Source organism: Microbacterium sp. (assembly GCF_043427715.1).
Classification (GTDB): domain Bacteria; phylum Actinomycetota; class Actinomycetes; order Actinomycetales; family Microbacteriaceae; genus Microbacterium.
In genome coordinates this window covers 37,080-62,002 of record NZ_JBHWTD010000003.1, presented here as the reverse complement: position 1 = coordinate 62,002, position 24,923 = coordinate 37,080, and the positions used below count along the sequence as shown (strand labels likewise).

Here is a 24,923-nt window from a genome sequence, read left to right as displayed (position 1 = left end):
GCCGGCGCGCGGCGAGGTCGGCGTCGAGGCCCACGGCGCGGAGCGCCCGATCGACACGGGCATCGACCTCCTCGCGGGGGAGTCCCGCGAGGCGCGGCCCCTCGGCGATGGACCCGTGGACGCGGATGCCCGGGTCGAGGGAGCGCAGTGGATCCTGGAAGACGTACTGGGCTGCGCCGGAGCGTCGCCACTGCCGCAGCCGGCTGCCGCGGAGGCGATGCACGTCGACGCCGTCGATGCGCACCTGGCCCGCCGCGACGTCGACGGCGCGGAGGGCCGCACGCGCGAGGGTGGTCTTGCCCGACCCCGATTCGCCGACGATGCCGACGACCTCCCCGGGGCGCACCCGGAGCGAGACGTCGTGCAGGACGGCGGTGCGGCCCAGGCGCACGTCGACGTGGGACAGTTCGAGCAGACTCATGCCAGGTACCTCTCCAGCCCGTACTGAGCGTGCGAGCTCAGCAGCTGCTTCGTATAGGGGTGACCGGGGGCCTTGAGGACGCGCGTCGTGGCGCCGCCCTCCACCACCCGGCCCTCACGGAACACCACGACCCGCTCGCAGACCTGCGACACCACCGCGAGGTCGTGGGAGACGAGCACGAGCGCGAGCCCGCGCTCGAGGCGGAGCCGCCGGAGCAGATCGAGCAGCTCCGCCTGCACGGTGACATCGAGCGCCGTGGTCGCCTCGTCGGCGACGAGGACGGCCGGATCGGCGGCGAGGGCCATCGCGATGAGCACCCGCTGGAGCATGCCGCCGGAGAGTTCGGCCACCCGGCTGCCGAGAACCCGGTCGACGTCGCGGAGACCGAGTTCGTCGAGCAGGTCGCGGGCGCGGGCCCGGGTCTGCCGGCGCGGGACCCCCGCGGTGAGCCGCAGGACCTCCTCGAGCTGCGTGCCGACGCGGATCGTCGGGTTGAGGTACGACGCGGGGTCCTGAAAGACGGCGCCGAGCCGGGGGCCGCGACGGTGACGCCACTCGGACTCGCCGGCAGAGGTGAGGTCGTCGCCGTCGATGAGGATCTTCCCGCCGGTCACCTGCGTGCCGCGGGGGAGGAGCCCCAGCAGGGCTCGGCAGGTGAGGGTCTTGCCGCTGCCCGATTCGCCGACGACGCCGAGGGCCTCGCCGGGGCGGACGGACAGATCCACACCGTGGACGAGCGGGGTGCCGTCGGACGTCGCGATCTTCAGCCGCTGCACGGCCGCCACCGGGGGGACGACGAGCGAGCTCTCGTCGAACGAGGGTGCCGACGGTGCCGACGGGGACGACGGGGACGCGGTCGACGCGGCGCGGACGTTCTCACGGGTGCGAGGCACGGGCCACCTCCGAGGTCTTCGCGGTGGCGTGGCGACGGGCGCCGGCGCGGTTCTGGTCGCCGAGGGCGTCGGCGAGCACGTTGAGGGAGGCGACGGTGATGATGATCGCCAGCGCCGGGCCGACCGGGCCGAGCGGTCGCTGCGACAGGTACTGCAGGTCGCTGGCGAGCATGCCGCCCCACGTGGGGGCGGGCGGCTCGACGCCGATGCCGAGAAAGGTCAGCGAGGAGACGACGAGGAGGGCCGCGCCCAGGGAGCCGATCGCGGCGACCGAGACGCTCGGGGCGACCCGTCGCCACACGTGCCGCGTGACGATCCAGCCCGCCGAGGCGCCCAGGAGGCGGGCGGCTTCGACGTACTGCGAGCCCACCACCTGCAGCGAGGCGGCGCGCGCGACGCGGAAGAAGCCCGGCGCGAGCAGGATGCCGATCGCCGTCATCGCCGGCCACAGCCCGTTGCCGAGGAGCCCGGCGAAGGCGATCGCGAACAGCACGAAGGGGAGCGCGAGCAGCGTATCGACGACGCGGAGCTGCACCCACTCGAACGGGCGCGGGGCGAACACCGACAGCAGGCCCGGGATCACACCGAGGGCGAAGCCGATCGCGGTCGCCGCGAGGGCGGCGAGGAGCGAGACCGGTGCGCCGGCGAGCAGTCTGCTGAACACGTCGCGCCCGAGATAGTCGGTGCCGAGCAGGTGGGTGAGGGAGGGGCCTGCGAGCGCCTCCGGCGTGTTCTGCGCGAGCGGGTCGTACGGTGCGAGCAGCGGGCCGAACAGCCCTGCGACGGCGACGAGGGAGAGGACGACGAGCGAGACGCGCACGGCGCCACCGCGCCGCAGGAATCCGAGGGCTCTCATGCGGCACTCCGTCCGGCGGGGCTCACTCGGGCGAGCACAATGTTCAGGATGACTGCGGTGATCACGACGATCACGACGCTGACCAGCAGCACACCCTGCACGACCGGCACATCGCCCTGCAGGGCGGAGACGCGGGTCAGCTGGCCGAGGCCCGGCATCCCGAACACGGCCTCGGTGATGACGGCGCCGCCGACCAGGCGCGGGACGTGGAGGCCGAGGGTCGCCAGAGCCGGAGCCGCGGCGTTCGGCAGTGCGTGGCGGAAGACGATGCGGCCCCCGCCGAGACCGTGCATGCGGGCACCGACGATGTAGTTCTCGTCGAGCGCGGTCACCAGGCCCGTGCGCAGCTGGCGCGACAGGTCTGCGGCGGCGTCGAGGCTGAGCGAGACGGCGGGCAGGACGAGGCAGGTGAGCCACGCGGTCACGCTGACGCTCGGTGGCACGTATCCGCCGACGGGGAAGAGGGGGATCGCGAACCCGAACAGGAGGATCAGCGCGATGCCCGCGACGAACGCGGGGATGGTCGCGAGGGCGGCGTTGGCGGTCGAGACGGCTCGGTCGATCCAGGTGCCGCGCTTCACTGCGGCGAGGACGCCGCTCGTCCCGCCGATGAGGAGGGCCACGAGCGTCGCGGCGGCAGCGAGCGAGAGGCTGACCGGCAGCGCCGTCGCGATCGACTGTGCGACCGGGATGCCGGTGAACCACGACCGACCCAGGTCACCCGTCGCCGCGCCGCCGAGCCACGTGACGTACCGCTCGAAGAACGGCCGGTCGACGCCGAACTCGGCGTTCAGCCGGGCGACGTCCTCGGGCGTCGCCATGTCGCCGAGGGCGACGGCGGCGGGGTCGGAGCCGCTCGCGGCTCCCAGGGCGAAGGTGACGAAGCTCGCTGCGACGAGCACGACGACCGCCTGAGCGACGACCGCGCCGGTGCGTGCGCCGGCCGAGCGGACGGCGGCTGTCCGCGCCCCGTCGCCGCGGCCCGCGGGGGCGACGGTGACGGGGGCGGATGCCGGTGTGGTGAGCGTCATGTCAGCTCGCGATCTCGACGTCTTCCCAGCGCTGCACGTCGACCCAGTGGCGGATGCCGGTCACCTTCTCGGGGTGGATGAGCGTCCGCGGCCAGGTGAACAGGAACGTGTTCGGCTGCGTCTTCACGCCGGTCGCGACCGCGGCCTGCAGCTTCTCTGCGTAGTCGGGGGCGTCGAGCGGGGTCGCCCGGGCGGCGTCGATGGCGGCGGTGAGCTCGGGCGGGGTGGTGCCGCCGAGGTTCATGAGGCCGGTCTCGCCGTAGAGCACCTCGAGCGCCTGCAGCGGCGACTGCCGGCCCGAGAAGCTGTTGAGCACGAACGGGTAGGTGCGCTTGACGTAGTTCTGTGAGATCGCGGTCGGGGCGAGCACGTTGAGCTTCGCACGGATGCCGGCCTCGGCCCACTGCGCCTGGAGCACCTCCGCGATCGGGCTCACGTCGTCGGTGAGGCTCAGCTCGATGTCGATGCCGTCCGGGTGGCCGGCCTCGGCGAGCAGCGCCTTCGCGCGGGCCACGTCGTGCGGATAGAGGTCATCGAGGGAATCGTCGTAGGCGACGTAGCCCTTCGGGAAGGGCTGGTAGTTCGGGGTGCCCTGACCGAAGTACGCACCCTCGACGAGGGCCTGCCGGTCGGTGGCGTGGCTGATCGCCTGCAGTACGCGCTGATCGTCGAACGGGGCGACCCGGTTGTCGACGTCGAGGGTGCGGACCGTCAGTGCGCGGATGTTCTCGACGACGAGGCCCGCAGCCTCGGATGCCGCCACCTGGGCGGGCGGGATGATCGCGACGTCCCACTGGCCGGTCTGCACCCCCGCGACCACGGTCGCCGGGTCGGTGACCGGGGCGACCGTGAACTCGTCGATGTGGATGCGGTCGGCGTTCCAGTAATCCTCGTGCTTGTGCAGGTCGGCGTGGGAGTTGGGCACGTACTCGTCGAGGACGAACGGACCCGAGCCTTCCGGGGCGGTCGCGAGGGTCGTGACGTCGTCGAACGCGGCGGGATTGACGATGAATCCGGTCTTGCCGGCGAACAGGTAGGGCACCTGGTAGTCGGCCTGGTCGAGTTCGACCGTGACGGTCTTCTCGTCGACCACCTCGACGCCGGTGACGACGGCGAGCTGACCGGCGAGCGTCGAGTCTGCCTGGTCTCGGCCGCGTTCGAGGTTCGCCTTGACCGCCTCCGCGTCGACGGGCGTGCCGTCGCTGAAGACCGCATCGCGGAGGGTGAAGGTGACCGCGGTGCCCGACTCGTCGTACTCCCAGCTCTCCGCGAGACCGGGGACGACCTCCCCTTCGGGATCGAGCTGGGTGAGTCCGTCGTAGACGAGGGCGAGGGCGTGGGTGTCCCAGCCGGCGGTGGAGGTGACAGGGTCCCAGCTCGTGGGGAGGTTCCAGCCCCAGGTGAGAGAGGTGGGGGCGTCGGTGCCGGCGGTGGGCGTCGCGGCGGTCGCGCAACCCGCCATGGCGACCGCGGCGACGGTCGCGGCGGACAGGGTGGCGAGGAGGCGTCGGTTTTCCATGACCGCGACGTTAGGGAGGCGATTCCGCCTCGCTCAACCGCCGCCGACTCGTGCCGTCACGTGCCGCAACTTTTCGACACATCACCCCACGCGCCGGGTGCGGGCCGCGACCATGGACGCCATGACCGCCACCTCCGTCGCCCCCGTCCTGTGGGAGCCGCCCGCCGCCGTCCGTGTCCGTGGAACCCTCGCCGTCGTCGCCGGGGCGGGCGAATCCGCCCGGGTCTACGAGCGGTTCGGTCGTCGCATCAGCGTCGACGGGTACGTGGTGGGCGTCTTCGAAACGGCGCACGCGACGGATGCCGCGGGCTGGCTCGCCGGCGCCGAGAACGCCCCGCGGGTGCTCGTCGGGTCCGACCGCGGTGCCGCCGCCGTGCTCGCGCTCGCCGCCTCGGCGGAGGTCGACGGGCTCATCGTGGCGGGGGTGCCGGTGGCATCCGGAGCAGAGGCGGATGCCGCACAGCGCACCGCCTGCCCCGTGCACCTCGGCGTTCTCGGCGGGGACGACGCCCGTGCCACGGCGCCGGCTCCCGAGGTCGATGTCCCCGAGCCCGCCGCGCTCGCGGCGATCACGGTGCCGGTGCTCGCGATCCACGGCGGGGCCGACCCGGTCGCCCCGTTCGCCACCGCGCGCGACACCCTGGCCGTGATCCCCGCGCTCGAGCTGGTCGAGACCGTCGACGGCCTGCACGACTCCCTCAACGACCAGACCCACCGCTCCGTCGCAGCGACCGTCGTGCTGTGGCTGGAGCGCCTGCGCGGCGCCGGCGTAGCCACCCCGATCGTTCGCACGGTGACCCCGTGAGCGAAGGTTTCGCGTCGATCCAGGTGCAGCGCGGGTACGTCCCGGGCACACCGCAGAACGCCGTCGCCCCCCCGATCTACCAGACCACTGCGTACGAGTTCGCCTCGCTGCAGGATGCCGAGGACATCTTCGCCCTGCGCAAGACCGGCAACCTCTACAGTCGCTCCGCGAACCCGACTCAGCTCGTCTTCGAGGAGCGGGTCGCCGCGCTCGAGGGCGGACGGGCGGCCGTCGCGGTCGCCTCCGGTCAGGCAGCCGTCGCCATCACGCTGCTCGCCCTCGCGAAGTCCGGTGAGCACATCGTCGCCGCCCAGCAGCTCTACGGGGGCACGGTCGATCTGCTCGAGGACACGTTCGCCGACTGGGGCATCGAGGTCAGCTTCGTCGACCAGGACGATCTCGACGCGTGGCGCGCGGCGATCCGCCCCACCACCCGGGCGCTGTTCGCCGAATCGGTCACGAACCCGACCGCCCAGGTGCTGGACGTCCGCGCCGTCGCCGACATCGCGCACGCGGCGGGTGTGCCGCTCGTCGTCGACAACACCGTCGCGACGCCCTACCTGCAGCGTCCCGGCGAGCACGGTGCCGACGTGGTCGTGCACTCGGCGACCAAGTACATCGGCGGTCACGGCACCTCGATGGGTGGCGTCGTCGTCGACATCGGATCGTTCGACTTCGGTGCCGAGCCCGCCCGCTGGCCGCAGCTGACCGGGCCGTACGCGCGCGTCGGCGACGTCGTGCTGTGGGAGCGCTTCGGTCCGCAGGGCCAGGCGTTCGCCGCGCTGCTGAAGTCGAAGTACGTGCACGACCTCGGCCCTTCGCTGTCGCCGTTCAACTCCTTCCAGCTGCTCCAAGGCCTGGAGACCCTCGACCTGCGGATGGCGCGCCACGCGGCATCCGCTCTCACGGTCGCGCAGTTCCTGCAGGACCAGCCAGGCGTGACCGCCGTGCATCACCCGGGGCTCCCGTCGAACCGGTGGGCGGACGCGGCGGCGCGGTACCTGCCACGCGGCGTGCCCGCGGTGTTCTCGTTCGACCTCGCCGTGACCGGCGATGCCGAGAGCGACCGTGGCCGCGTGCACCGGTTCGTCGACGGCCTGCGACTGTTCAAGCTGGTCGCCAACATCGGCGACGCGCGAAGCCTCGTCGCCCACCCCGCCTCGATGACCCACAGCCACCTCGACGACGCACAGCTGGCGGATGCCGGCATCTCACCGACCACGGTGCGGCTGTCGATCGGTCTCGAGGACCCCGCCGACATCATCGCCGACCTCGCGCAGGCGCTGGCGGCATCCGACCCCGCCGAAGGGCAGGAGAACGAATGAGCATCGACCTCGGCTACTGGACCCCCGTCTACGGCGGGTTCCTCCGCAACGTCGGACACGAGGAGGGGATGGCGGCGACGTGGGAGTCGATCCGCGACATCTCCGTCACCGCCGACCGACTGGGCTTTCACACCACCCTCGTGCCCGAGCTGTACCTCAACGACCGCAAGGGCGTCGAGGCGCCGAGCCTCGAGGCCTGGTCGCTGTCGTCGGCGATCCTCGCGGTCACCGATCGGCTGCGCGTCATGACGGCGGTCCGTCCCGGCTTCCACCTGCCGGCGGTGCTCGCCAAGACCGTGTCGACGCTGGACTCGATCGCGCCGGGGCGCGTCGCCCTCAACGTCGTCGCGGCCTGGTGGGCGGAGGAGGCGCGGCAGTTCGGCGGTCGGTTCACGACCCACGACGCCCGCTACGTGCAGGCCGAGGAGTTCGTGCGGGTGCTGCGCGGGCTGTGGGAGAAGACGCCGTTCTCGTTCGCGGGCGACTATTACGAGTTCGAGGACACGATCGTCGAGCCGAAGCCGTCTGCCCCGCCGGTGATCTTCGCCGGGGGCGAGAGCGAGGCGGGCAAGGACGCGATCGCCCGCTTCTCCGACGCCTATGTCATGCACGGCGGCACCCTCGACGAGGTGCGCGCGAACGTCGGCGACATCAACGAGCGTTCGCTGCGCGCCCACGGCCGCGAGATCAGCGAGATCGGGATGCCCGCCTACGTCATCGTCCGCGACACGGAGGCCGAGGCGCAGCGCGAACTGGAGCGGATCACCGACGTCGACCCGTCCTCGCCCGGGTACGCCTCGTTCGAGGAGTTCCAGCGCAACTCGAAGCTCTCGCTCGAGCTCACCAAGCGGGAGTACTCGGTCGGCACCCGGGGTCTGCGCCCGAACCTCGTGGGCACGCCCGAGCAGGTCGCCGAGCGCATCCATGCCTACGCGGATGCCGGGATCTCGCTGCTGCTGATCCAGTCGTCGCCCCTCAAGGAGGAGCTGGAACGGATCGCCGAGCAGGTCTTCCCGCTGGTCCCGCAGCGCGGCGCCGCCCTCGTCTGACCCGGGCGTCCCGGGGCCGCGTCGCCGTGTGACGGCGCGGTCGCGGCGGCCCCCTGCCCTCGGGTACTCTGACAGGGTGCTGACCCTCCGTTGTTGTTGTCGCTGAGCGCCGTCCCGGCCTCTCCGCGACCACCACAGCGACCGCGCCTCTGCGTGCGCGGCATCCCGTCAGGAAAAAGAACACCGTGCGCTACGCCACTCACATCGCCGACCTGGTCGGCAACACCCCGCTCGTCCGCCTCAACTCCGTGACCGAGGGCATCGCAGCCACCGTGCTCGCCAAGGTGGAGTACTTCAACCCCGGCAGCTCGGCGAAGGACCGCATCGCGCGGAACATCATCGACGCCGCCGAGCGCGATGGCCTGCTGCAGCCCGGCGGCACGATCGTCGAACCCACCAGCGGCAACACCGGCGTGGGCCTCGCGCTCCTCGCGCAGCAGCGCGGCTACCGCATGGTGTTCGTCGTCCCGGACAAGTTCGCCGGCGAGAAGGTCGCGGTCCTGAAGGCATACGGCGCCGAGGTCGTGATGACGCCGACGAGCGTGCCGCCCGAGCACCCCGACTCGTATTACAGCGTCTCCGACCGGCTCGCCGCGGAGATCCCCGGAGCGTTCAAGCCCAACCAGTTCGCCAACCTGAACGGGCCGCGCGGCCACTACGAGAGCACCGGCCCCGAGATCTGGCGCGACACCGACGGGCAGGTGACCCACTTCGTCGCCGGCGTCGGCACCGGCGGCACCATCAGCGGCACCGGGCGATTCCTCAAAGAGGCGTCGCAGGGAGCGGTCACCGTCATCGGCGCCGACCCCGAGGGGTCGATCTACTCCGGGGGCGACATCAACGGCTACCTGGTCGAGGGCGTCGGCGAGGACTTCATGCCCGCCACGTTCGACCCCACGGTCGTCGACGGCTACGAACGGGTCGGCGACGCCGAGTCGTTCACGATGACGCGACGTCTCGCCCGCGAGGAGGGCCTCCTGGTCGGCGGATCGTCGGGAATGGCTGTCGTCGCCGCGCTGCGCGTCGCTCGCGACCTTCCCGCGGACGCGGTCGTCGTGGTGATCCTGCCCGACCACGGCCGCGGCTACCTCAGCAAGATCTACGACGACGAGTGGATGACCGAACGCGGCTTCGCCGTCGACACCGAACCCACGACCACCGGGAGCCTCGCATGAGTGCACAGTCCTCCGCTCGCGGCTTCGCGAGCCTCGCCGTCCACGCAGGTCAGGATCCCGACGCCGCAACGGGTGCCGTCATCCCGCCCGTCCACTTCTCCACGACGTATGCGCAGGACGGCATCGGCGGACTTCGCGGCGGCTATGAATACGGCCGCAGCGGCAACCCCACCCGCACGTCGCTGCAGACCCAGCTCGCGGCGATCGAAGGCGGCGCGCACGCCCTGTCGTTCGCCTCGGGCCTCGCGGCGGAAGACGCGCTGCTGCGCGCGGTGCTCCGTCCCGGTGACGAGGTGCTGCTGGGGAACGACGTCTACGGCGGAACGTTCCGTCTCATCTCCCGCGTCCTCGGTGACTGGGGTGTGGGTCTGCGCGTGGTGGACATGAGCGACCTCGACGCGGTCCGCGCCGCCGTCGCCGAGCGGGCCCCCCGCATCCTGTGGGTCGAGACCCCCTCCAATCCGCTGCTGCGGATCACCGACATCGCCGGGCTCGCGGCCGTCGGCCACGACGCCGGTGCCCTCGTCGTGGTGGACAACACGTTCGCGACCCCGGCACTGCAGCGTCCGCTCGCCTTCGGCGCCGACGTCGTCGTCCACTCCACCACCAAGTACCTCGGCGGCCACTCCGACGTCGTCGGCGGCGCCCTCGTTCTGAATGACGACGCGCTCGCCGAGAAGATCGGGTTCCTCCAGTTCGCCGTCGGCGCCGTGTCCGGCCCGCTCGACGCGTGGCTCACCACCCGCGGCATCAAGACGCTCGCGGTGCGGATGCGTCAGCACAGCGAGAACGGTCTCGCCGTGGCATCCTTCCTTCAGAACCACGAGCGCGTCGCCCAGGTGTACTACCCCGGACTCGACTCGCACCCCGGGCACGAGCTCGCCGCGCGGCAGATGTCGGGCTTCGGCGGCATCGTGTCGCTCGCCCTCGAGTCGGGCGAGGCGGCACGCCGCTTCGCGGAGTCGCTCGAGCTGTTCACCCTCGCCGAGTCGCTCGGCGGGGTGGAGTCGCTCGTCAACTACCCCGACGCGATGACGCACGCCTCCGTCCGCGGGACCGAGGCGGCTGTGCCCGTCGAGGTCGTGCGCCTCTCCGTCGGCATCGAGGACGAGGGTGACCTGCTCGCCGACATCAAGCAGGCGCTGCAGGTCTGACGGCGGGCCGGGATCGTTGCCCGTCTGCCGCGTGCCGAGTGCAGGGCCAGCGCGCGGTCCGCGCCCGCTGCGGCGTAAAAAGGCGCCGCTGAACCTGCATCCGGCACGTCCCGGGCTCGCCGGCCGATAGCGTGGCGGCATGACGTACGCACAGTGGGCGGTCCTCGGGGCGGGCGCGATCAGCTCCGACTTCATCGAAGGGCTGCGGCACTCGAACACGGGACGGCTTCACGCCGTCGCTGCCCGCGACGCCGAGCGCGCCCGCGAGTTCGCCCGCGTGCACGGGGCGGATGTCTCGGGAACCTACGACCAGATCCTCGCGCGCGACGACGTCGACGCAGTGTACGTCGGCACGGTGCACACGACGCACGTCGAGCTCGTTCTCGCCGCCCTGGCCGCGGGCAAGGCGGTGCTGTGCGAGAAGCCGCTCGGCGTGGATGTCGAAGAGACGGATGCCGCGCTCGCGGCGGCCGAAGCGGCAGGCCTGCCGCTCGTCGAAGCCTTCAAGTACCGGTTCGGTCCATTCCCCGACCAGATGCGGGAGCTGGTGGCGACAGGCGCGCTCGGGGAGATCGGGCGGGTGGAATCCTCGATCGGGTTCGACGCGCCCACCCGCAGCGGCCGGCTCTTCGACCCGGCGACGGCGGGAGGCGCGATCCTCGACGCGGGGTGCTATCCGGTCTCGCTCGCGGTGGGGGTCGCGGCCTGGGCGGGGGAGGACGTGGCATCCGCTCGCATCGTGTCGGCCGAGGGGGCGATCGGTGCGACCGGAGTGGACGAGGTGGCGTCTGCGGTCATCGAGATCGGTGCCGTCACCGCACGCGTCCGGACCGCGATCACTGAACAGCTGCCGCGGGTCGCGACGATTATCGGGTCGTCGGCGGTGCTCGAGGTTCCGAACGTCTGGGGGAGCCGGATCGAGAGCACCGCGTCGGCGACCCTCATCCGGACCGACGGCACCCGCGAGGAGGTGGAAGTGCCGACCGTGCAGCCGATGGCGGCGGAGGCGGATGCCACGATCCGCGCCCTCCGCGAGGGGCGGCTCGAGGCACCGGAGATCCCGTGGGTCGAGACCCAGACGATCGCACGCCTGCTCGCGCAGTGGCGCGACAGCATCGAGTAAACCCGGCGCCGATCTGTCGAGCCGGGTGACCAGTCGTCGACAGATCGGCACGAGCGGCGGGCGGCCGGTCGAGACATCATCGCTGATGACCCGACCGGAAGGACCCTGACATGTCGACCCCCTCAACCCCCCGCGTCATCGGCCACTGGATCGGTGGTGCGCATCGTGCCTCGACGAGCGGTCGGACCGCTCCGGTGTTCAACCCGGCGACGGGTGCCGTGCAGGCCGAGGTCGCCCTGGCCGATCAGGCGGAGATCGATGAGGCGATCGCTGCGGCCGACGAAGGTTTCCGGGTGTGGTCCGCGTTCTCGATCGCGAAGCGGCAGAGTGTGCTGTTCGCGTTCCGTGAGCTGCTCAACTCCCGCAAGGGGGAGCTCGCCGAGCTGATCACGAGTGAGCACGGGAAAGTCGTCTCCGACGCGATGGGTGAGATCCTCCGCGGTCAGGAGGTCGTGGAGCTGGCGACGGGGTTCCCGCACTTGATCAAGGGGGCGTTCTCCGAAAACGCTTCCACCGGTGTCGACGTGTTCTCGATCAAACAACCCCTGGGTGTGGTGGGTGTGATCTCGCCGTTCAACTTCCCCGTGATGGTGCCGCTCTGGTTCGCGCCGATCGCGATCGCCGCCGGCAACGCGGTGGTGTTGAAGCCCAGTGAGAAGGACCCGTCGGCTGCGCTGTGGCTCGCGGAGCTGTGGGCGGAGGCGGGCCTGCCCGCCGGGGTGTTCACGGTGCTGCAGGGCGACAAACTCGCCGTGGACGGACTGCTGCACTCCCCGGTGGTGCAGTCGATCTCGTTCGTCGGGTCGACCCCGATCGCCCAGTACATCTACGAGACCGCGTCGCGGAACGGGAAGCGGGTACAGGCCCTCGGTGGGGCGAAGAACCACATGCTCGTCCTCCCCGACGCCGACCTCGACCTCGTCGCCGATCAGGCCGTCAACGCCGGTTTCGGGGCGGCGGGGGATCGGTGCATGGCCATCAGCGTGGTCCTCGCGGTCGAACCGGTCGCCGATGAGCTGATCGCGAAGGTCGCCGAACGGATCGGGAAACTGAAGATCGGTAACGGTGCGGGTCAGGACGGTGTGGAGCCCGACATGGGACCGCTCATCACCGACGTGCACCGCGACAAGGTGTCCTCCTACGTCGACATCGCCGAAGCCGACGGGGCGACCGTCGTCGTCGACGGCCGCGGGTACATCGTCGAAGGGCACGAGGACGGGTTCTTCTTCGGCCCCACCCTCCTCGACCACGTCCCCACGAGCTCCCGCGCCTACACGGAGGAGATCTTCGGACCCGTCCTGTCCGTGGTCCGCGTGCAGAGCTACGACGAGGGCCTCGCGCTGATCAACTCGGGGGAATTCGGCAACGGGACGGCGATCTTCACCAACGACGGCGGCGCTGCACGCCGGTTCCAAACCGAGGTGCAGGTCGGGATGATCGGCATCAACGTCCCCATCCCCGTGCCCGTCGCGTACCACTCGTTCGGCGGGTGGAAGAAGTCGTTGTTCGGGGATGCGAAAGCGTACGGTGTCCACGGGTTCGACTTCTTCACCCGTGAGAAGGCGATCACCAGCCGGTGGCTCGACCCCGCCACCCGCGCCTCCGGCGAGCACAGCGGCATCAACCTCGGCTTCCCCCAGAACACCTGAGGTCGGCGCCTCAGTCGTCGGCGGTCAGCTGCAGCGCGTGCCAGAGCTCGGCGCGGTCGCCGAAGCCGTCGAGGTCGAGTCCCAGCCGGGTCGCCGCATGGTCGACCCGGCTGCGGAGCGTGTGGCGATGCACGCCGAGGGCGTCGGCGGCGGGACCCCACGCGCCGTTGTGGCTCAGCCACACCGCGAGGGTCTCGCGCAGTCGAGCATCCCCCGCGATCGGCTCGAGCATCCGCCGCGCGACTTGGTGGGCGCGCGTCTGTTCGAGGTGGCCGAGGATGCCGGTGTCCGCCAATTCGTCGAAGATCACCACTGGCCGCCTGTCGGAGGTGCGCTCCGCCGCGCGTCGGGCCTCCGACATCCCTTCGGCCAGTCGAGGCCATGGGATCGCACTCGACAGCCCCATCCGGGCACCGCGACGGGAGACCAGCTGGCGGAGCGTCGATTGCGCGTCCGTCGAGATGACGGCGACGATCCCGTCCTCGCCCTCCGCGAAGAAGATCGCGCCGGGCTGCGCGTCCGATGCGACCTCCAGCGCCGCGAGGAGCGGATTCGCGGCCGCCGTCCCGCCGGTGCCGGGCGTAAGCCGTGCGACATGCACCGGCCCGGACGGCAGATCGCCCCAGAGGTGGTGCACGGTCCGCCCCGCCACGTCCGTCACACCGGCCAGGAGCAGCTCCAGGATGCCGGAGCGCAGGCGTCGGCGAGCCTGATCGAGCGTGCGGTTCTGCTCTAGCGCGATGCTCGCGAGGGCGATGACACTGTCGATGAGGTCCTTGGCGGCCGCGTCGTACCCCGCCACGCTCGTCTCGACCGCGAGGACACCGCGCAGCCCGTTTTCGCGCCCGATCGTCTGCAGCGTGATCGCGCCACCGTCGGCGGCGAGGAGGCGAGCGGATGCCGCGCGGCCGCGCGCGAGCAGTTCTGCGGCCGCATCGGCGGCGCCACCCTCCGCATCCGTCGACAAGCCACGTGTGCTCGGGACTTCGACCACCGTCCCGGAGGCATCGAAGAGGCGGACTCCGCAGTCGAGCCCGCGTTCGAGCTCGCGGAGGATCTCGTTCAGGCCGTCGGGGCGCAGCGCCGCACGGGCGACACGACGATGCGCGACGAGCGAGCGTTCCAGGTTCTCCCGCTCGTCTGCGGCCGAGGCGTCCGCGACGTGTCGGATCACGGCCATGAAGGGGGTGCGTGCCGACAGCTCGAGCAGCGGCATCCCGGTGGACGCGCAGGCGGCGACGAGGCGGGACGGGACGGCATCGTGGAGGATGCCGACGGCGAAGCCTAAGGCGGCGACGCCGTGCGCCGCCAGGCGGGCGACGTATCCGCCCGGATCGACGTCCTGGGCGGGCAGGAACTGTGCGCCGTCGGTGAGGAGGAGCCCGCCGGGCTGGAGCCACGGCGTCGGATCGGGCAGGTCGCTGCTGTGCGCCCACGCAAGCGGGAGGTCGAGGGCCTCATCGGTCAGCGGGGTGAGCGTCCGCATCTCGAACTGGCGGTTGCTCAACACCGAGCGCAGATCAGCGGGCACGAGCGCATCCTCGGGTGACAGAACGTTGATCGACGCGGCGAGCGGGGGACATAACGGCAGGCTAAACCATCGGCCTGCCGCGTCAGCATGAGGGGACCATCCCGTTTGGAGGAGCTCATGACCATTCCCGACCCGTCTGTCCGGAACGCCGACATCGCGGAAGCCGATCGCACCCACGTGTTCCACTCCTGGTCGGCGCAGCGATCACTGAACCCGTTGCCGATCGCGGGTGGCTCCGGCGTGACGGTGTGGGATGCCGAGGGCACCGAGTACCTCGACTTCTCGAGCCAGCTCGTCAACGTCAATATCGGGCACCAGCATCCGGCCGTGGTCGCCGCCATCCAGGAGCAGGCGGGCATCCTGGCGACGGTCGCCCCCGCCCATGCGAACAGCACGCGCGCGGAGGCGGCGAAGCGGATCGTGGATCTCGCGCCGGAGGGCTTCTCGAAGGTGTTCTTCACCAACGGTGGGGCGGATGCGAACGAGAACGCGATCCGGATGGCGCGCCTGCACACGGGTCGCGACAAGGTGCTCTCCCAATACCGCAGCTACCACGGCAACACGGGCGTGGCGATCGTCGCGACGGGGGATTGGCGCCGCATCCCGAACGAGTACGCCCGCGGGCACGTGCACTTCTTCGGCCCGTACCTGTACCGCTCGGAGTTCTGGGCGACGACCCCCGAGGAGGAGTGCGCGCGCGCACTGCATCACCTGCGTCGGGTGATCGAGGCGGAGGGTCCGTCCTCGATCGCGGCGATCCTGCTGGAGTCGGTGCCGGGGACGGCGGGTGTGATGGTCCCCCCGCCGGGGTACCTCGCCGGCGTGCGGAAGCTGGCGGATGAGTTCGGGATCGTGCTCATCCTGGACGAGGTGATGAGCGGGTTCGGCCGGACGGGCCGGTGGTTCGCGTTCGAGGCCCACGGCGTGGTCCCGGACCTAATCACGTTCGCGAAGGGCGTGAACTCCGGGTACGTCCCGATCGGCGGCGTCATCATCTCGGACGAGATCGCGAAGACCTTCGATGACCGGGTGTTCCCCGGCGGGCTCACGTACTCGGGGCATCCCCTCGCAGCGGCATCCGTGGTCGCGACGATCGACGCGATGCGGGAGGAGGGGATCGTGGAGAACGCCCGCCGTGTCGGGGACGACGTCCTCGGCCCGGGATTGCGTGCCCTGGCGGAGAAGCACCCGATCATCGGAGAGGTCCGCGGGGACGGTGTGTTCTGGGCGCTCGAACTGGTCGCCGACCCCGTGACCCGCGAACCGGTCGCTCCCCCCGTGATCGGCGCGCTCAAAAAGGACCTCATGACCCGCGGCCTGCTGCCCTTCACCGCCGACAACCGCATCCACGTCGTCCCTCCCTGCATCATCACCGACGACGACGCCCGTCGCGGTCTCGAGATCCTCGACGCCGCGCTGACGTCCGTGGCGGGGTGAGGCGCGACGTGGACATGCGCGCAGGTCTGATCGGGGCCCCCGCATCCGTCCTCGCCGCGCGCGGACATCGGGAGGGTTTCGCGGGCTCGGCGTGGGAGGACGTGCGTCGGCAGGCCCTGCGCGCCGGCATCGGTGTCGGGCTCGACGGGACGGATGTCGAGGCGGTCCTCTGCCCGTCCCACGAGGAATCGGCGCCTCAGGTCGTCGCGATGCGCGACGGGTCGACGCGGCGGGTGATGGTCCATCGCGTGGTCTACGGCGACGGTGCTGTGCGCGGAACGCCGCTCGTCCGGCGGGGCGCGACGCTGGACGACACGCGTGCGCGGGCACTTCAGCAGACGTGGCGCCGTGCGCTCGTCGGCGCGGTCTCCGGCGTCGAGGAGATCTCGATCGACGTCGATCCTCGGATGCTGGGCACCCACGACCTCGCGATGGAGGGAGTGGCGCCGGCTCCTTCGGCAGCGCAGGAGGTCGACGGCCTGGTCGCCGCGACGATGCGCCGACTGCAACAGGGTTCCATTGCGCCCGATCGCGCCCGGGTCGCTGTACAGGGTCTCGGCGGGACGGCTCAGGCGCTCGTCCGCGGGCTCGTCGCGGTCGGGATCGGGGCCTCATCCGGCGTCACCCGCGACCTCTGTCGTCTGCCGTTGGACGTCCTTCTGCTGGCGGGCGGCGACCGAGCGTTGACGCACGAACACGCGGATGCCGTGCGCGCCCGCGCGGTTGTCGAGGCGGCGAGCGGCGCCGTCTCCTCCGTCGCCGAGGTGGCGCTCGCCTATCGGGGGATCCCCGTCGTGCCCGATCTCGTCGCACGGGCGGGCGCGTTCGCGACGAGCACCGAGGGCGCCGCGAGTCTGGTCACCCGGGCCTGGGACCTCGCGGCGCGCGCCGCCCGAGGCGGCGATCTCCGGCAGGGAGCGATCGCAGCCGCGCTGCGGGAGCTCGCGGCGTCTCGCCCTCTGCTCACACCAGTGCGTTGAGCGACTGTTGCTCGCTCGCGCTGAGCGACCCCTCGTAGAACCGGAAGATCCCCGCCGCGTGCGCGGCACGGGCTCCGGAGGCGTCCCGCTCGCGGATCCGCTCCAGGGACACGGCACCGTCCGTGACGGCCCGACGCAGCAGTGCCTCCGCATCGTGGTCCTCGTCGATACGACGGGCCATGAGGTCGCCCATGATGTCCGAGATGACACCTCCACATGCGGCCAGGAGGCGGTTGCCGGATGCCGTTCGGATGCCGTCGTGGTAGCGCCGGACCCGGGCGGGGTAGTCGTGGAGCTCGCCCGACTCGACGGTGTCACGCATCTCCGTCCATGCGTCCGAGATCTCGGCGAGCTGCTCCGAGGAGTGGTGCAGGGCGGCCAGGTGTGCCGAGCTCCCCTCGAGGAAGAGGCGGAACTGCAGCAGCTCGACGCGACTACTGCCACCGTGCCGTGAGATCTGCGAGAGCGACTTCTCGAGCAGTCTCGGGGAGAACGCGGAGATCACGGGCCCGCGGGGGTCTCCCGGGCGTGATTCGATGACCCCGGTCGCCTGGAGGACGCGCAGAGCTTCGCGGATGGTGGCGCGGCTGACCGAGAAATCCGCCATGAGCTTGCGCTCCCCGGGGAGTCGGTCGCCGGGGAGGAACTGCCCGCTCTCGATCGCCGACTCGATCTGCTCGACGATCGCTTCGTAGGCGCTCACCTTGTGCACCGGAGTGAACGACACCCCGCCCTCCTTCGGTCTGTGAACGCCGTGAAGCGCCACGTAAACATCCTGTTTCCTGGCTTGCTTCGTCCTGTGGCGCGATCCTATCGTCACGGTAACTGGTCAGACCAGTAACCCAGCACCACGAACTTTCCCGAAACCCCTCACAGCTCTGGAGACCCCGTGATCCCCTCCCCCCGCCGCCTGCTCGCGGTCGTCGTCAGCGCCGCCGCAGTGGCGCTCGTCGCCACCGCGTGCGCGCCTGCCAGCTCCGAGTCCGGTACGCCCGACCCCGCGGTCGTCATCGGACTGACCGGCGAGCCCGCCAACCTCGACATGACCACGACGTCCGGCGCAGCCATCCCTCAGGTCCTGCTCAACAACGTCTACGAAAACCTCGTCACCCTCGACCAGGACGGCGAGATCGTCCCGCAGCTCGCGACCGACTACACCGTGAGTGAGGACGGCCTGACGTACGACTTCACCCTCCAGGAGGGAGTCACCTTCTCCAACGGTGCCGAGTTCACCGCGGACGATGTGAAGTTCTCGCTCGAGCGCGTCGCGACCGACTGGACGATCAACCAGGCGAAGATGGCGGTGCTCGATCACGTCGAGGTCGTCTCGCCGACCGAGGCACGCGTCGTCCTGACGACTCCGAGCAATACGTGGCTCTACTCGATGACGGGCAGCGTCGGTGCGATGTTCGACGAGAGCGGCGTGGACGACCTCGCCAACACACCCGTCGGCACCGGCCCGTACGTGATCACGGAGCGTGTGCAGGGCGATCACATCTCGCTCGAGGCGCGCGACGACTACTGGGGTGACGAGGTCGCCGTCACCGACGTCACGCTCCGCTACTTCGCCGATGCCGTGACGAGCACGAATGCGCTGAGCGCCGGCGACGTCGACATGCTCTTCAACATGCAGGCTCCCGACCTCATCTCGCAGTTCGAGACCAATCCGGACTTCCAGGTGATCCAGGGCACCTCCAACGGTGAGATCCTGCTCGCCCTGAACAACCAGGCCGCTCCCTTCGACGATCTGCGGGTTCGCCAGGCGATGGCCTACGGCATCGACCGTCAGGCGGTCCTCGACGCGGCGTGGGCCGGATACGGCGAGCTCATCGGGGCGATGGTCCCGCCGACCGATCCGTACTACGAGGACCTCAACGACCTGTACCCGTATGACCCCGACAAGGCGCGCGAGCTGCTCGCCGAGGCCGGCGCCGAGGACCTGTCGGTGACGTTCAAGGTCCCGACCCGCCCCTACGCGACCGCCGTGTCGGAGGTCGTGGTGTCCCAGCTCGCGGAGATCGGCGTGTCGGCCACCATCGAGACCCTCGAGTTCCCGGCCGTCTGGCTCGACGAGGTCTTCACCAACGACGACTACGAGATGACCGTCATCCTCTCTGTCGAGCCGCGGGACATCCTGCCGACCTTCAACGACCCCGAGTACTACATCGGGTTCGACAACTCCGAGATCGCGCCGATCGCGGCAGCCGCCGACGCGGGGACCACCGAGGAGTGGATCGCCGGGATGAAGGATGTCGCGAGGATCACGGCCGAGCAGGTCGCCTCGGTTCCGCTGTTCCTCTTCCCGAACATCGTGGTCGCCGACGCCGACCTCGACGGCATCGCCGCGAACGCCGTCACCGAGTCACTCGATCTGACCGGTCTCGCCTGGCGCTGACCCCGCCGCATCCGATCCTGAAAGGGGGCGATCGTGCCCATCCGTCTTCTCAAACTCGCCGGGACGTTCCTGGCCACCGTGTGGGTATCCACACTGCTGGTCTTCCTGTTCCTGCGCGTGATGCCCGGAGACCCGGCCACGGTCGCCCTCGGGATCGATGCCACCGACGAACAGCTCGCCGCCTGGCGCGAGGCGAACGGAACCACCGCCCCGCTCTGGGAGCAGTACCTCTCCTGGGTGGGCAAGGCGCTCGGGGGCGACTTCGGGGTCTCCTACGTCACGCAGACGCCCATCGGTCCGGTCATCGCCGAGCGCGCTCAGGTGACGGTGGTGCTCGTCGCCCTCGCGATGCTCCTTGCACTCGTCATCGCCGTGCCGCTGGGCACCCTCGCTGCGATGCGGCACGGCAAGGCGACGGGCGGCGCCATCTCGGGACTGTCGCAGATCGGCGTCGCGCTCCCGAGCTTCCTGGTCGGGATGCTGCTCATCATGGTCTTCGCGATCAATCTGCGCCTGCTGCCCTCGGGCGGATGGCAGTGGGGACCCGAGTTCGGGCGCTATGCGACTCTCCCCGTGATCGCGCTGGCCACCGTGCAAGCGTCAATCCTCACCCGGTACGTGCGCTCGGCGGTCCTCGAGATCCAGCGGGAGGACTTCCTCCGCACGGCACGCGCGAAGGGGCTGACGGCGAACTCAGCGCTGGTGCGGCATGGCCTGAAGAACGCGGCCGTCCCCGTGCTCACGGTCGTCGGCGTGCAGCTGGCCGGCCTGCTGATCGGTGCTGTCGTCGTGGAGCGTGTCTTCGCCATCCCGGGTCTCGGCAGCTACCTGGTCGACGCCGTCGGCAATCGCGACCTACTCGCCGTCCAGGGCGTCGTCCTGCTGCTCGTACTCGCCGTCATCCTCATCAACTTCCTCGTCGACGTGGCCTACACCTCGATCGATCCCCGGCTCCGGAGGGCATGATGACCACCACGCTGACCCCCGTCCCCGCTGCGGCCGTGACCGCCGAGCCCGTCCGCGCCCGCAGGCGACCGCTCGAGCCCGGCCTCGTCGTGGGTGGCGCGCTGATCGTGCTCGTCGTCGCGACCGCGCTCGTCTCCCTCGTCTGGACGCCGTACGACCCTGAGTTCGCCGTCGCCGCCGATCGCCTGCAGCCGCCGTCGGCGGAGCACTGGATGGGCACCGACCGGTACGGTCGCGACGTCCTCTCGCAGATCATGGCCGGTGCGCAGATCACGGTGCTCGTAGGCACGATCGCCGTCGCCATCGGCCTCGTGCTGGGTGCACCGCTCGGCATCCTGGCCGGCATGCGCCCGCAGCGTCTGGGTGCCTGGATCATGGGCGGCAGTGACGTCCTCATGGCGTTCCCGGGACTCCTCCTGGCCATCGTCTTCGGTGCCGTCTTCGGCGGTGGCACCGTGACAGCGATGATCGCTCTCGGCATCGGGTCGGCGCCCGCGTTCGCCCGCGTCGCCCGCGCCGGCACGATGCAGGTCATGTCGATGGACTATGTGTTCGCTGCCCGCGCCGCCAACCGCAGCGGATTCGCCATCGCCGTCCGTCACGTCCTCCCGAACATCGGCGGGATGTTGATCGTCCAGTGCTCGGTCAACGTCGCCATCGCCGTCCTCGCCGAGGCGGGACTGTCCTTCCTCGGACTGGGGACGATGCCGCCAACCCCGTCGTGGGGACGGATGCTGCTCGACTCGCAGCAGTTCCTCGCCTCGGCGAGCTACCTCGCGATCTTCCCCGGCATCGCCATCGCGATCGCGGTGCTCGCCTTCAACCTGTTCGGCGACGGCCTGCGGGACCGTCTCGACCCGAAGCTCCGGAGCCGCTGATGTCCCTCACCACCCCGCTTCGCGCCCCCGCCGCCACCCGGGCGGTGGACGTCGAGAACCTCAGCGTCCGCTCCGGCGACCGCGAGCTCATCTCGGACCTCTCGTTCCACATCGAGCGCGGCGAGCGCGTCGGTCTGATCGGCGAGTCCGGCTCGGGCAAGTCCCTCACCTCCCTCGCTGTGATGGGGCTGTTGCCCGACTCGCTGCAGGCGTCCGGGACCGTCCTGCTCGCCGACGACGAGCGCAATCTCATCGGACGCGGCGAACGCGAACTCGCCGGCATCCGCGGGTCGCGCGCCGCGATGGTCTTCCAGGAGCCGATGACGGCACTCAACCCGCTCATGCAGGTCGGGGCGCAGATCGCCGAGAGCATGCTCATCCACGGCACCCAGCCCGGGCGGCGGGCCGCGGACGCGCGCGCACTCGAGCTGCTGGCGGACGTCGGCATCCCCTCTCCCGCCGAGGCGGCCCGTGCGTACCCGCATCAGCTGTCCGGGGGGCAGCGGCAGCGCGTCGTGCTTGCGATCGCCCTCGCGAACGACCCCGGGCTGCTCGTCTGTGACGAGCCGACCACCGCCCTCGACGTCACGGTGCAGAAGCAGGTGCTCGACCTCGTCATCTCCACCGTCTCACGGCGGGACGCGGGGCTGCTGTTCATCACTCACGACCTCGCCGTCGTCGGCGAGACCTGCGACCGGGTGCTCGTCATGAACAACGGGCGCGTCGTCGAACGCGGCACGATCGATGAGATCTTCACCCGTCCGCAGCACCCGTACACGAAGGGGCTGCTCGCGGCATCCGATCTCGCCGCCACCGACCGGAACGGGCGGTTGTTCACCGTGGCGTCCGCCGGCGACTACCTGCCGGGTCACGCGGTTCCGAGGATGGACCGCATCGCGGTCGAGTTGGCCGCCGAGACGGTGGTTGCGGCGGAGGACCTGACCCGGGTGTACCGCTCGGCGCGCACCTCACTCCGCGCGCCGCGGCGCGAGGTGAAGGCGCTCGACGGCGTCTCGTTCTCTGTGCAGGCCGGCGATCGTTTCGGCATCGTTGGCGAGTCGGGTTCGGGCAAGTCGACACTCCTGCGCCTGCTGTCCGGCCTCGACCAGCCGACATCGGGCAGCCTGGACGTCGCGGGGCGCAGCCTCGTGCGACCGAGATCGACGGATCTCGCGGCTCTGCGGCGCAATCTCCAGATCGTGTTCCAAGACCCGATGGCGTCGTTGAATCCGCGTATGCGTATCCGCGACATCGTCGCCGAGCCACTGCTCAACGCCGCCAATCTCGAGGGTGGGACGGCGATGTCCGCGCGCGATCGCGCCGCCGCGGTGGCCGAGATGATCGACGCGGTCGGGCTTCCGCAGGACGCCCTCGAACGCTTCCCTCACCAGTTCTCGGGGGGCCAGCGCCAACGCGTCTCGATCGCCCGCGCCCTCGTCTGTCGGCCGCGCATCCTCGTGGCCGACGAACCGGTCAGCGCGCTCGACGTCTCGGTGCGGGCCCAGGTGCTCAACCTGCTCGCCGACCTCGTCGAGGAGTACCGGCTCACCCTCGTGTTCGTCTCGCACGACCTTCACGTCGTGCGGTACCTGTGCGATCGGGTCGCGGTCATGCGCTCCGGGCGCATCGTTGAGCAGGGGCCGACCGAGTCCGTGTACCGCGATCCGCGCGAGGAGTACACCCGCGCCCTCATCGACGCGACCCCCACCATCAGCCACATCCAGGAGATGCGATGACCACCACCCCCGCTGACACCACGACGATGACGGGGGCGGCGCTCGCCGCCGCCTATGCGGCCGGCGAGACCACGCCGTCGGAGGTCGCCGATCGGATCCTCGCCGACATCGAGGCGCGCAACGGGGTCATCAACGCGTTCACCGATCTCGATCCCGACGCGGTCCGCGCGGCAGCGGCAGCGAGCACGGGGCGCTGGCGGGCCGGGCAGGCGCTCGGACCCCTCGACGGGGTCCCGGTGACGGTAAAGGAGAACTTCGCGCGCGTCGGCATCGCTGCGCGTGCCGGCGTCGCGGGGAACCCGGCCGTCCTTGTCGACCGCGACTCGCCGGTCGTCGAGCGTCTGACCGAGGACGGCGCCGTGATCGTCGGCTCCACCACGATGCCGGACTGGGGGATGCTCTCGTCGGGTGTGTCCAGTCTGTCGGGAATCACCCGCAGTCCGTGGAACCCCGAGTGGACGGTCGGTGGATCGAGCTCGGGCGCGGGTGCGGCCGCCGCGGCAGGCTTCGGCGTCATCCACCTCGGCACCGACATCGGAGGTTCCGTGCGCTTGCCCGCCGCGTGGACGGGGACGGCGGCATTCAAGCCCAGTAATGGTCGGATCCCGCTCGACAACCCGTACTTCGGGCGCTCGGCGGGCCCCATGGCACGCACCGTGGCGGACCTCGCCCTAGCCATGACGAGCGTCGGCCGCTTCGATTCCCGCGACTACACCGCGCTGCCGCCGGCTGCGATCGACTGGACCGATCTCGACACCGATGTCCAGGGCCGCCGTATCGCCCTCCACCTGGATGCGGGTGCGGGCATCGCCGTCGATCCCGAGGTGCGCGCCGCCGTTGAGGACGCCGCAGCGGTCTTCGCGGATGCCGGGGCAGAGGTCACGGTGCTCGAGCCCTTCATCCACGAGGGGATCCTCCGCGACATCGACGACTTCTGGCGCGTCCGGTTCTGGCGCACCTTCGTCGCTCTGCCCACCGAGGCCAAGGCGCGCGTCCTCCCCTACATCACCGAATGGGTCTATGGCGGAGCGGATGTCAACGGACGCCGCGTCCTCGAGGCGTACGAGACGTTCGCCGAGCTCCAGCGGCGCACCGTGGCCGCGACCGAGAACTTCGATGCGGTGCTGTCGCCCGTCGCGCCGATGGCCGCCTTCCCCGCCGAGTGGCCGATGCCGTGGGGTTTCGACGCGGACGTCCAGATGGCGCACATCGGCTTCACGTTGCCGTACAACATGTCGGGACAGCCGGCAACGTCGGTCAACGCCGGGTTCACCGCCGACGGTCGTCCGATCGGCCTGCAGGTGTCGGGTCGACGGTTCGCGGACCTCGAGACGCTGCAGCTGACCGCGTGGTACGAGGGTCGGCGCCCCGCATCCGCTGTGCCGCTGTTCCCCGACGCGGACTGATCACCGCCCGCGGCGCCACCAGCGGCGCGGGGGACGGTCGGGCTCCGTCGGAGGAGCGGATGCCGCGGTCCGCGCCGCGCGCCGTGCGCGCCACGCGGCGACCTCGGCATCCGGATCGCGCGTCGGCGTCACGACGGGCGGCCCGCCCTCGAGCTGCCGCCGGGCCTCGACGACGCGGCGCGTGAAGTCCTCGGTGTAGGCGCGGACGTCCTCCGCGCGGGTCATCGCGTCGACGTGCGCCTCGAACGCGGCGTGCTCGACGCGCAGTCGCAGCGCCGGAGGGCCGAGTCCGGAGAGCTGCTCGGTCTGGATCTTCCGCCGGATCCACCAGTCCGGGTCGTGCGAGGTGCCGAGTCCCTCGATCGGCTTGCCGGCGCCCGGCAGGTCGTCGAACTCGCTGCGGCGGATCGCCTGCTGGATGACGGTCTCGACGTAGAGCGCGCGCTCGTGCGCGGTCGGGGTGCCGGTGTTCGAGGCCGCGGCATCCACATCGTCGGTCTCGCCGAGATCGCGGCGCACCCGGTAGCGGGCGGCCTCGAGCCGCGCGTCTTTAGCCTCGTGGTCATCGACCATTAATCCAGCGTATGACGCGCG

At 70.8% G+C, this 24,923-nt stretch carries 22 protein-coding genes; 14 read left to right on the top strand and 8 right to left on the bottom strand.

The features are described from left to right. The 5 genes from ACHFGS_RS00580 to ACHFGS_RS00560 all read right to left on the bottom strand — a co-directional run. On the bottom strand, nt 1-421 hold a 421-nt coding region (locus tag ACHFGS_RS00580; RefSeq protein WP_394289039.1), incomplete at its 3' end, for an ATP-binding cassette domain-containing protein. Next, nucleotides 418-1,314 carry an ABC transporter ATP-binding protein gene (locus tag ACHFGS_RS00575; RefSeq protein WP_394289038.1) on the bottom strand — a complete coding sequence of 299 codons (897 nt, stop codon included), beginning with the start codon at nt 1,312-1,314 and terminating at the stop codon, nt 418-420. The genes ACHFGS_RS00580 and ACHFGS_RS00575, both read right to left, overlap by 4 nt. Then, nucleotides 1,298-2,170, bottom strand: coding sequence for an ABC transporter permease (locus tag ACHFGS_RS00570; protein WP_394278780.1), 873 nt, complete (start codon nt 2,168-2,170; stop codon nt 1,298-1,300). The genes ACHFGS_RS00575 and ACHFGS_RS00570 overlap by 17 nt, the downstream gene beginning before the upstream one ends. After that, entirely contained in the window at nt 2,167-3,201 is a 1,035-nt protein-coding gene (locus ACHFGS_RS00565) for an ABC transporter permease (protein WP_394289037.1), read from the bottom strand. The genes ACHFGS_RS00570 and ACHFGS_RS00565 overlap by 4 nt, the downstream gene beginning before the upstream one ends. 1 nt (nt 3,202) lies before the next feature. Continuing rightward, on the bottom strand, nt 3,203-4,720 hold the full coding sequence (locus tag ACHFGS_RS00560; RefSeq protein ID WP_394289036.1) for an ABC transporter substrate-binding protein: 1,518 nt from the start codon (nt 4,718-4,720) through the stop codon (nt 3,203-3,205). A gap of 121 nt (nt 4,721-4,841) precedes the next feature. On the opposite strand from ACHFGS_RS00560, the gene ACHFGS_RS00555 reads away from it, so the two are divergent. The 7 genes from ACHFGS_RS00555 to ACHFGS_RS00525 all read left to right on the top strand — a co-directional run bounded on the left by ACHFGS_RS00555 (nt 4,842) and on the right by ACHFGS_RS00525 (nt 13,000). Further along, nucleotides 4,842-5,525 (top strand): alpha/beta hydrolase, encoded by a 684-nt coding sequence (locus ACHFGS_RS00555; protein WP_394289035.1) that lies wholly within the window; start codon nt 4,842-4,844, stop codon nt 5,523-5,525. Next, complete coding sequence (locus ACHFGS_RS00550) at nt 5,522-6,850, top strand: O-acetylhomoserine aminocarboxypropyltransferase/cysteine synthase family protein (RefSeq protein ID WP_394279888.1); 1,329 nt, start codon at nt 5,522-5,524, stop codon at nt 6,848-6,850. The genes ACHFGS_RS00555 and ACHFGS_RS00550 overlap by 4 nt, the downstream gene beginning before the upstream one ends. Further along, nucleotides 6,847-7,899, top strand: coding sequence for an LLM class flavin-dependent oxidoreductase (locus tag ACHFGS_RS00545; protein WP_394279887.1), 1,053 nt, complete (start codon nt 6,847-6,849; stop codon nt 7,897-7,899). Before ACHFGS_RS00550 ends, ACHFGS_RS00545 begins: the two co-directional genes overlap by 4 nt. A 185-nt stretch (nt 7,900-8,084) precedes the next feature. Continuing rightward, nucleotides 8,085-9,074: a pyridoxal-phosphate dependent enzyme gene (locus ACHFGS_RS00540; protein WP_394279886.1), complete on the top strand. Its 990-nt coding sequence runs from the start codon at nt 8,085-8,087 to the stop codon at nt 9,072-9,074. Beyond that, nucleotides 9,071-10,228, top strand: coding sequence for a cystathionine gamma-synthase (locus tag ACHFGS_RS00535; protein WP_394279885.1), 1,158 nt, complete (start codon nt 9,071-9,073; stop codon nt 10,226-10,228). The genes ACHFGS_RS00540 and ACHFGS_RS00535 overlap by 4 nt, the downstream gene beginning before the upstream one ends. A 139-nt stretch (nt 10,229-10,367) precedes the next feature. Further along, the gene (locus ACHFGS_RS00530; protein WP_394279884.1) at nt 10,368-11,351 is read left to right on the top strand and encodes a Gfo/Idh/MocA family protein; all 984 of its coding nucleotides are present in this window, start codon (nt 10,368-10,370) and stop codon (nt 11,349-11,351) included. Between the two features lie 110 nt (nt 11,352-11,461). Beyond that, nucleotides 11,462-13,000, top strand: a complete 1,539-nt coding sequence (locus ACHFGS_RS00525) for a CoA-acylating methylmalonate-semialdehyde dehydrogenase (protein WP_394289034.1) — start codon at nt 11,462-11,464, stop codon at nt 12,998-13,000. A 10-nt stretch (nt 13,001-13,010) separates the two neighbouring features. Here the strand turns inward: ACHFGS_RS00525 and ACHFGS_RS00520 are convergent, their stop codons facing one another. Further along, on the bottom strand, nt 13,011-14,531 hold the full coding sequence (locus ACHFGS_RS00520) for a PucR family transcriptional regulator (RefSeq protein ID WP_394279882.1): 1,521 nt from the start codon (nt 14,529-14,531) through the stop codon (nt 13,011-13,013). Nucleotides 14,532-14,648: 117 nt separating this feature from the next. Between ACHFGS_RS00520 and ACHFGS_RS00515 the strand changes: the two genes are divergently transcribed. Beyond that, nucleotides 14,649-15,968 carry an aspartate aminotransferase family protein gene (locus ACHFGS_RS00515; protein WP_394279881.1) on the top strand — a complete coding sequence of 440 codons (1,320 nt, stop codon included), beginning with the start codon at nt 14,649-14,651 and terminating at the stop codon, nt 15,966-15,968. Nucleotides 15,969-15,982: 14 nt separating this feature from the next. After that, complete coding sequence (locus tag ACHFGS_RS00510) at nt 15,983-16,948, top strand: hypothetical protein (protein ID WP_394279889.1); 966 nt, start codon at nt 15,983-15,985, stop codon at nt 16,946-16,948. Here ACHFGS_RS00510 and ACHFGS_RS00505 read toward each other — a convergent pair. Continuing rightward, the gene (locus ACHFGS_RS00505; RefSeq protein ID WP_394279880.1) at nt 16,932-17,675 is read right to left on the bottom strand and encodes a FadR/GntR family transcriptional regulator; all 744 of its coding nucleotides are present in this window, start codon (nt 17,673-17,675) and stop codon (nt 16,932-16,934) included. The two genes, ACHFGS_RS00510 and ACHFGS_RS00505, sit on opposite strands and share 17 nt — an antisense overlap. Before the next feature lie 162 nt (nt 17,676-17,837). Between ACHFGS_RS00505 and ACHFGS_RS00500 the strand changes: the two genes are divergently transcribed. From ACHFGS_RS00500 to ACHFGS_RS00480, 5 genes are read left to right on the top strand one after another with little or no spacing between them, the layout of a single operon-like run. Beyond that, nucleotides 17,838-19,343, top strand: a complete 1,506-nt coding sequence (locus ACHFGS_RS00500) for an ABC transporter substrate-binding protein (RefSeq protein ID WP_394279879.1) — start codon at nt 17,838-17,840, stop codon at nt 19,341-19,343. A 33-nt stretch (nt 19,344-19,376) separates the two neighbouring features. Beyond that, on the top strand, nt 19,377-20,309 hold the full coding sequence (locus ACHFGS_RS00495) for an ABC transporter permease (protein ID WP_394279878.1): 933 nt from the start codon (nt 19,377-19,379) through the stop codon (nt 20,307-20,309). Beyond that, nucleotides 20,309-21,187, top strand: coding sequence for an ABC transporter permease (locus ACHFGS_RS00490; RefSeq protein WP_394279877.1), 879 nt, complete (start codon nt 20,309-20,311; stop codon nt 21,185-21,187). The genes ACHFGS_RS00495 and ACHFGS_RS00490 overlap by 1 nt, the downstream gene beginning before the upstream one ends. Continuing rightward, nucleotides 21,187-22,923, top strand: coding sequence for a dipeptide ABC transporter ATP-binding protein (locus ACHFGS_RS00485; RefSeq protein ID WP_394279876.1), 1,737 nt, complete (start codon nt 21,187-21,189; stop codon nt 22,921-22,923). The genes ACHFGS_RS00490 and ACHFGS_RS00485 overlap by 1 nt, the downstream gene beginning before the upstream one ends. Continuing rightward, the gene (locus ACHFGS_RS00480) at nt 22,920-24,329 is read left to right on the top strand and encodes an amidase (RefSeq protein ID WP_394289033.1); all 1,410 of its coding nucleotides are present in this window, start codon (nt 22,920-22,922) and stop codon (nt 24,327-24,329) included. Before ACHFGS_RS00485 ends, ACHFGS_RS00480 begins: the two co-directional genes overlap by 4 nt. On the opposite strand, the gene ACHFGS_RS00475 is transcribed toward ACHFGS_RS00480, so the two are convergent. Beyond that, complete coding sequence (locus ACHFGS_RS00475) at nt 24,330-24,902, bottom strand: DUF1992 domain-containing protein (protein ID WP_394279976.1); 573 nt, start codon at nt 24,900-24,902, stop codon at nt 24,330-24,332. Nucleotides 24,903-24,923 lie beyond the last annotated feature (21 nt).

Coding starts and splice junctions, on each gene's coding strand:
- ACHFGS_RS00555 (WP_394289035.1), top strand. CDS start 4,842: ATGACCGCCACCTCCGTCGCCCCCGTCCTGTGGGAGCCGCCCGCCGCC.
- ACHFGS_RS00485 (WP_394279876.1), top strand. CDS start 21,187: ATGTCCCTCACCACCCCGCTTCGCGCCCCCGCCGCCACCCGGGCGGTG.
- ACHFGS_RS00475 (WP_394279976.1), bottom strand. CDS start 24,902: ATGGTCGATGACCACGAGGCTAAAGACGCGCGGCTCGAGGCCGCCCGC.
- ACHFGS_RS00570 (WP_394278780.1), bottom strand. CDS start 2,170: ATGAGAGCCCTCGGATTCCTGCGGCGCGGTGGCGCCGTGCGCGTCTCG.
- ACHFGS_RS00525 (WP_394289034.1), top strand. CDS start 11,462: ATGTCGACCCCCTCAACCCCCCGCGTCATCGGCCACTGGATCGGTGGT.
- ACHFGS_RS00515 (WP_394279881.1), top strand. CDS start 14,649: ATGACCATTCCCGACCCGTCTGTCCGGAACGCCGACATCGCGGAAGCC.
- ACHFGS_RS00545 (WP_394279887.1), top strand. CDS start 6,847: ATGAGCATCGACCTCGGCTACTGGACCCCCGTCTACGGCGGGTTCCTC.
- ACHFGS_RS00535 (WP_394279885.1), top strand. CDS start 9,071: ATGAGTGCACAGTCCTCCGCTCGCGGCTTCGCGAGCCTCGCCGTCCAC.
- ACHFGS_RS00530 (WP_394279884.1), top strand. CDS start 10,368: ATGACGTACGCACAGTGGGCGGTCCTCGGGGCGGGCGCGATCAGCTCC.
- ACHFGS_RS00560 (WP_394289036.1), bottom strand. CDS start 4,720: ATGGAAAACCGACGCCTCCTCGCCACCCTGTCCGCCGCGACCGTCGCC.
- ACHFGS_RS00490 (WP_394279877.1), top strand. CDS start 20,309: ATGACCACCACGCTGACCCCCGTCCCCGCTGCGGCCGTGACCGCCGAG.
- ACHFGS_RS00510 (WP_394279889.1), top strand. CDS start 15,983: ATGCGCGCAGGTCTGATCGGGGCCCCCGCATCCGTCCTCGCCGCGCGC.
- ACHFGS_RS00480 (WP_394289033.1), top strand. CDS start 22,920: ATGACCACCACCCCCGCTGACACCACGACGATGACGGGGGCGGCGCTC.
- ACHFGS_RS00565 (WP_394289037.1), bottom strand. CDS start 3,201: ATGACGCTCACCACACCGGCATCCGCCCCCGTCACCGTCGCCCCCGCG.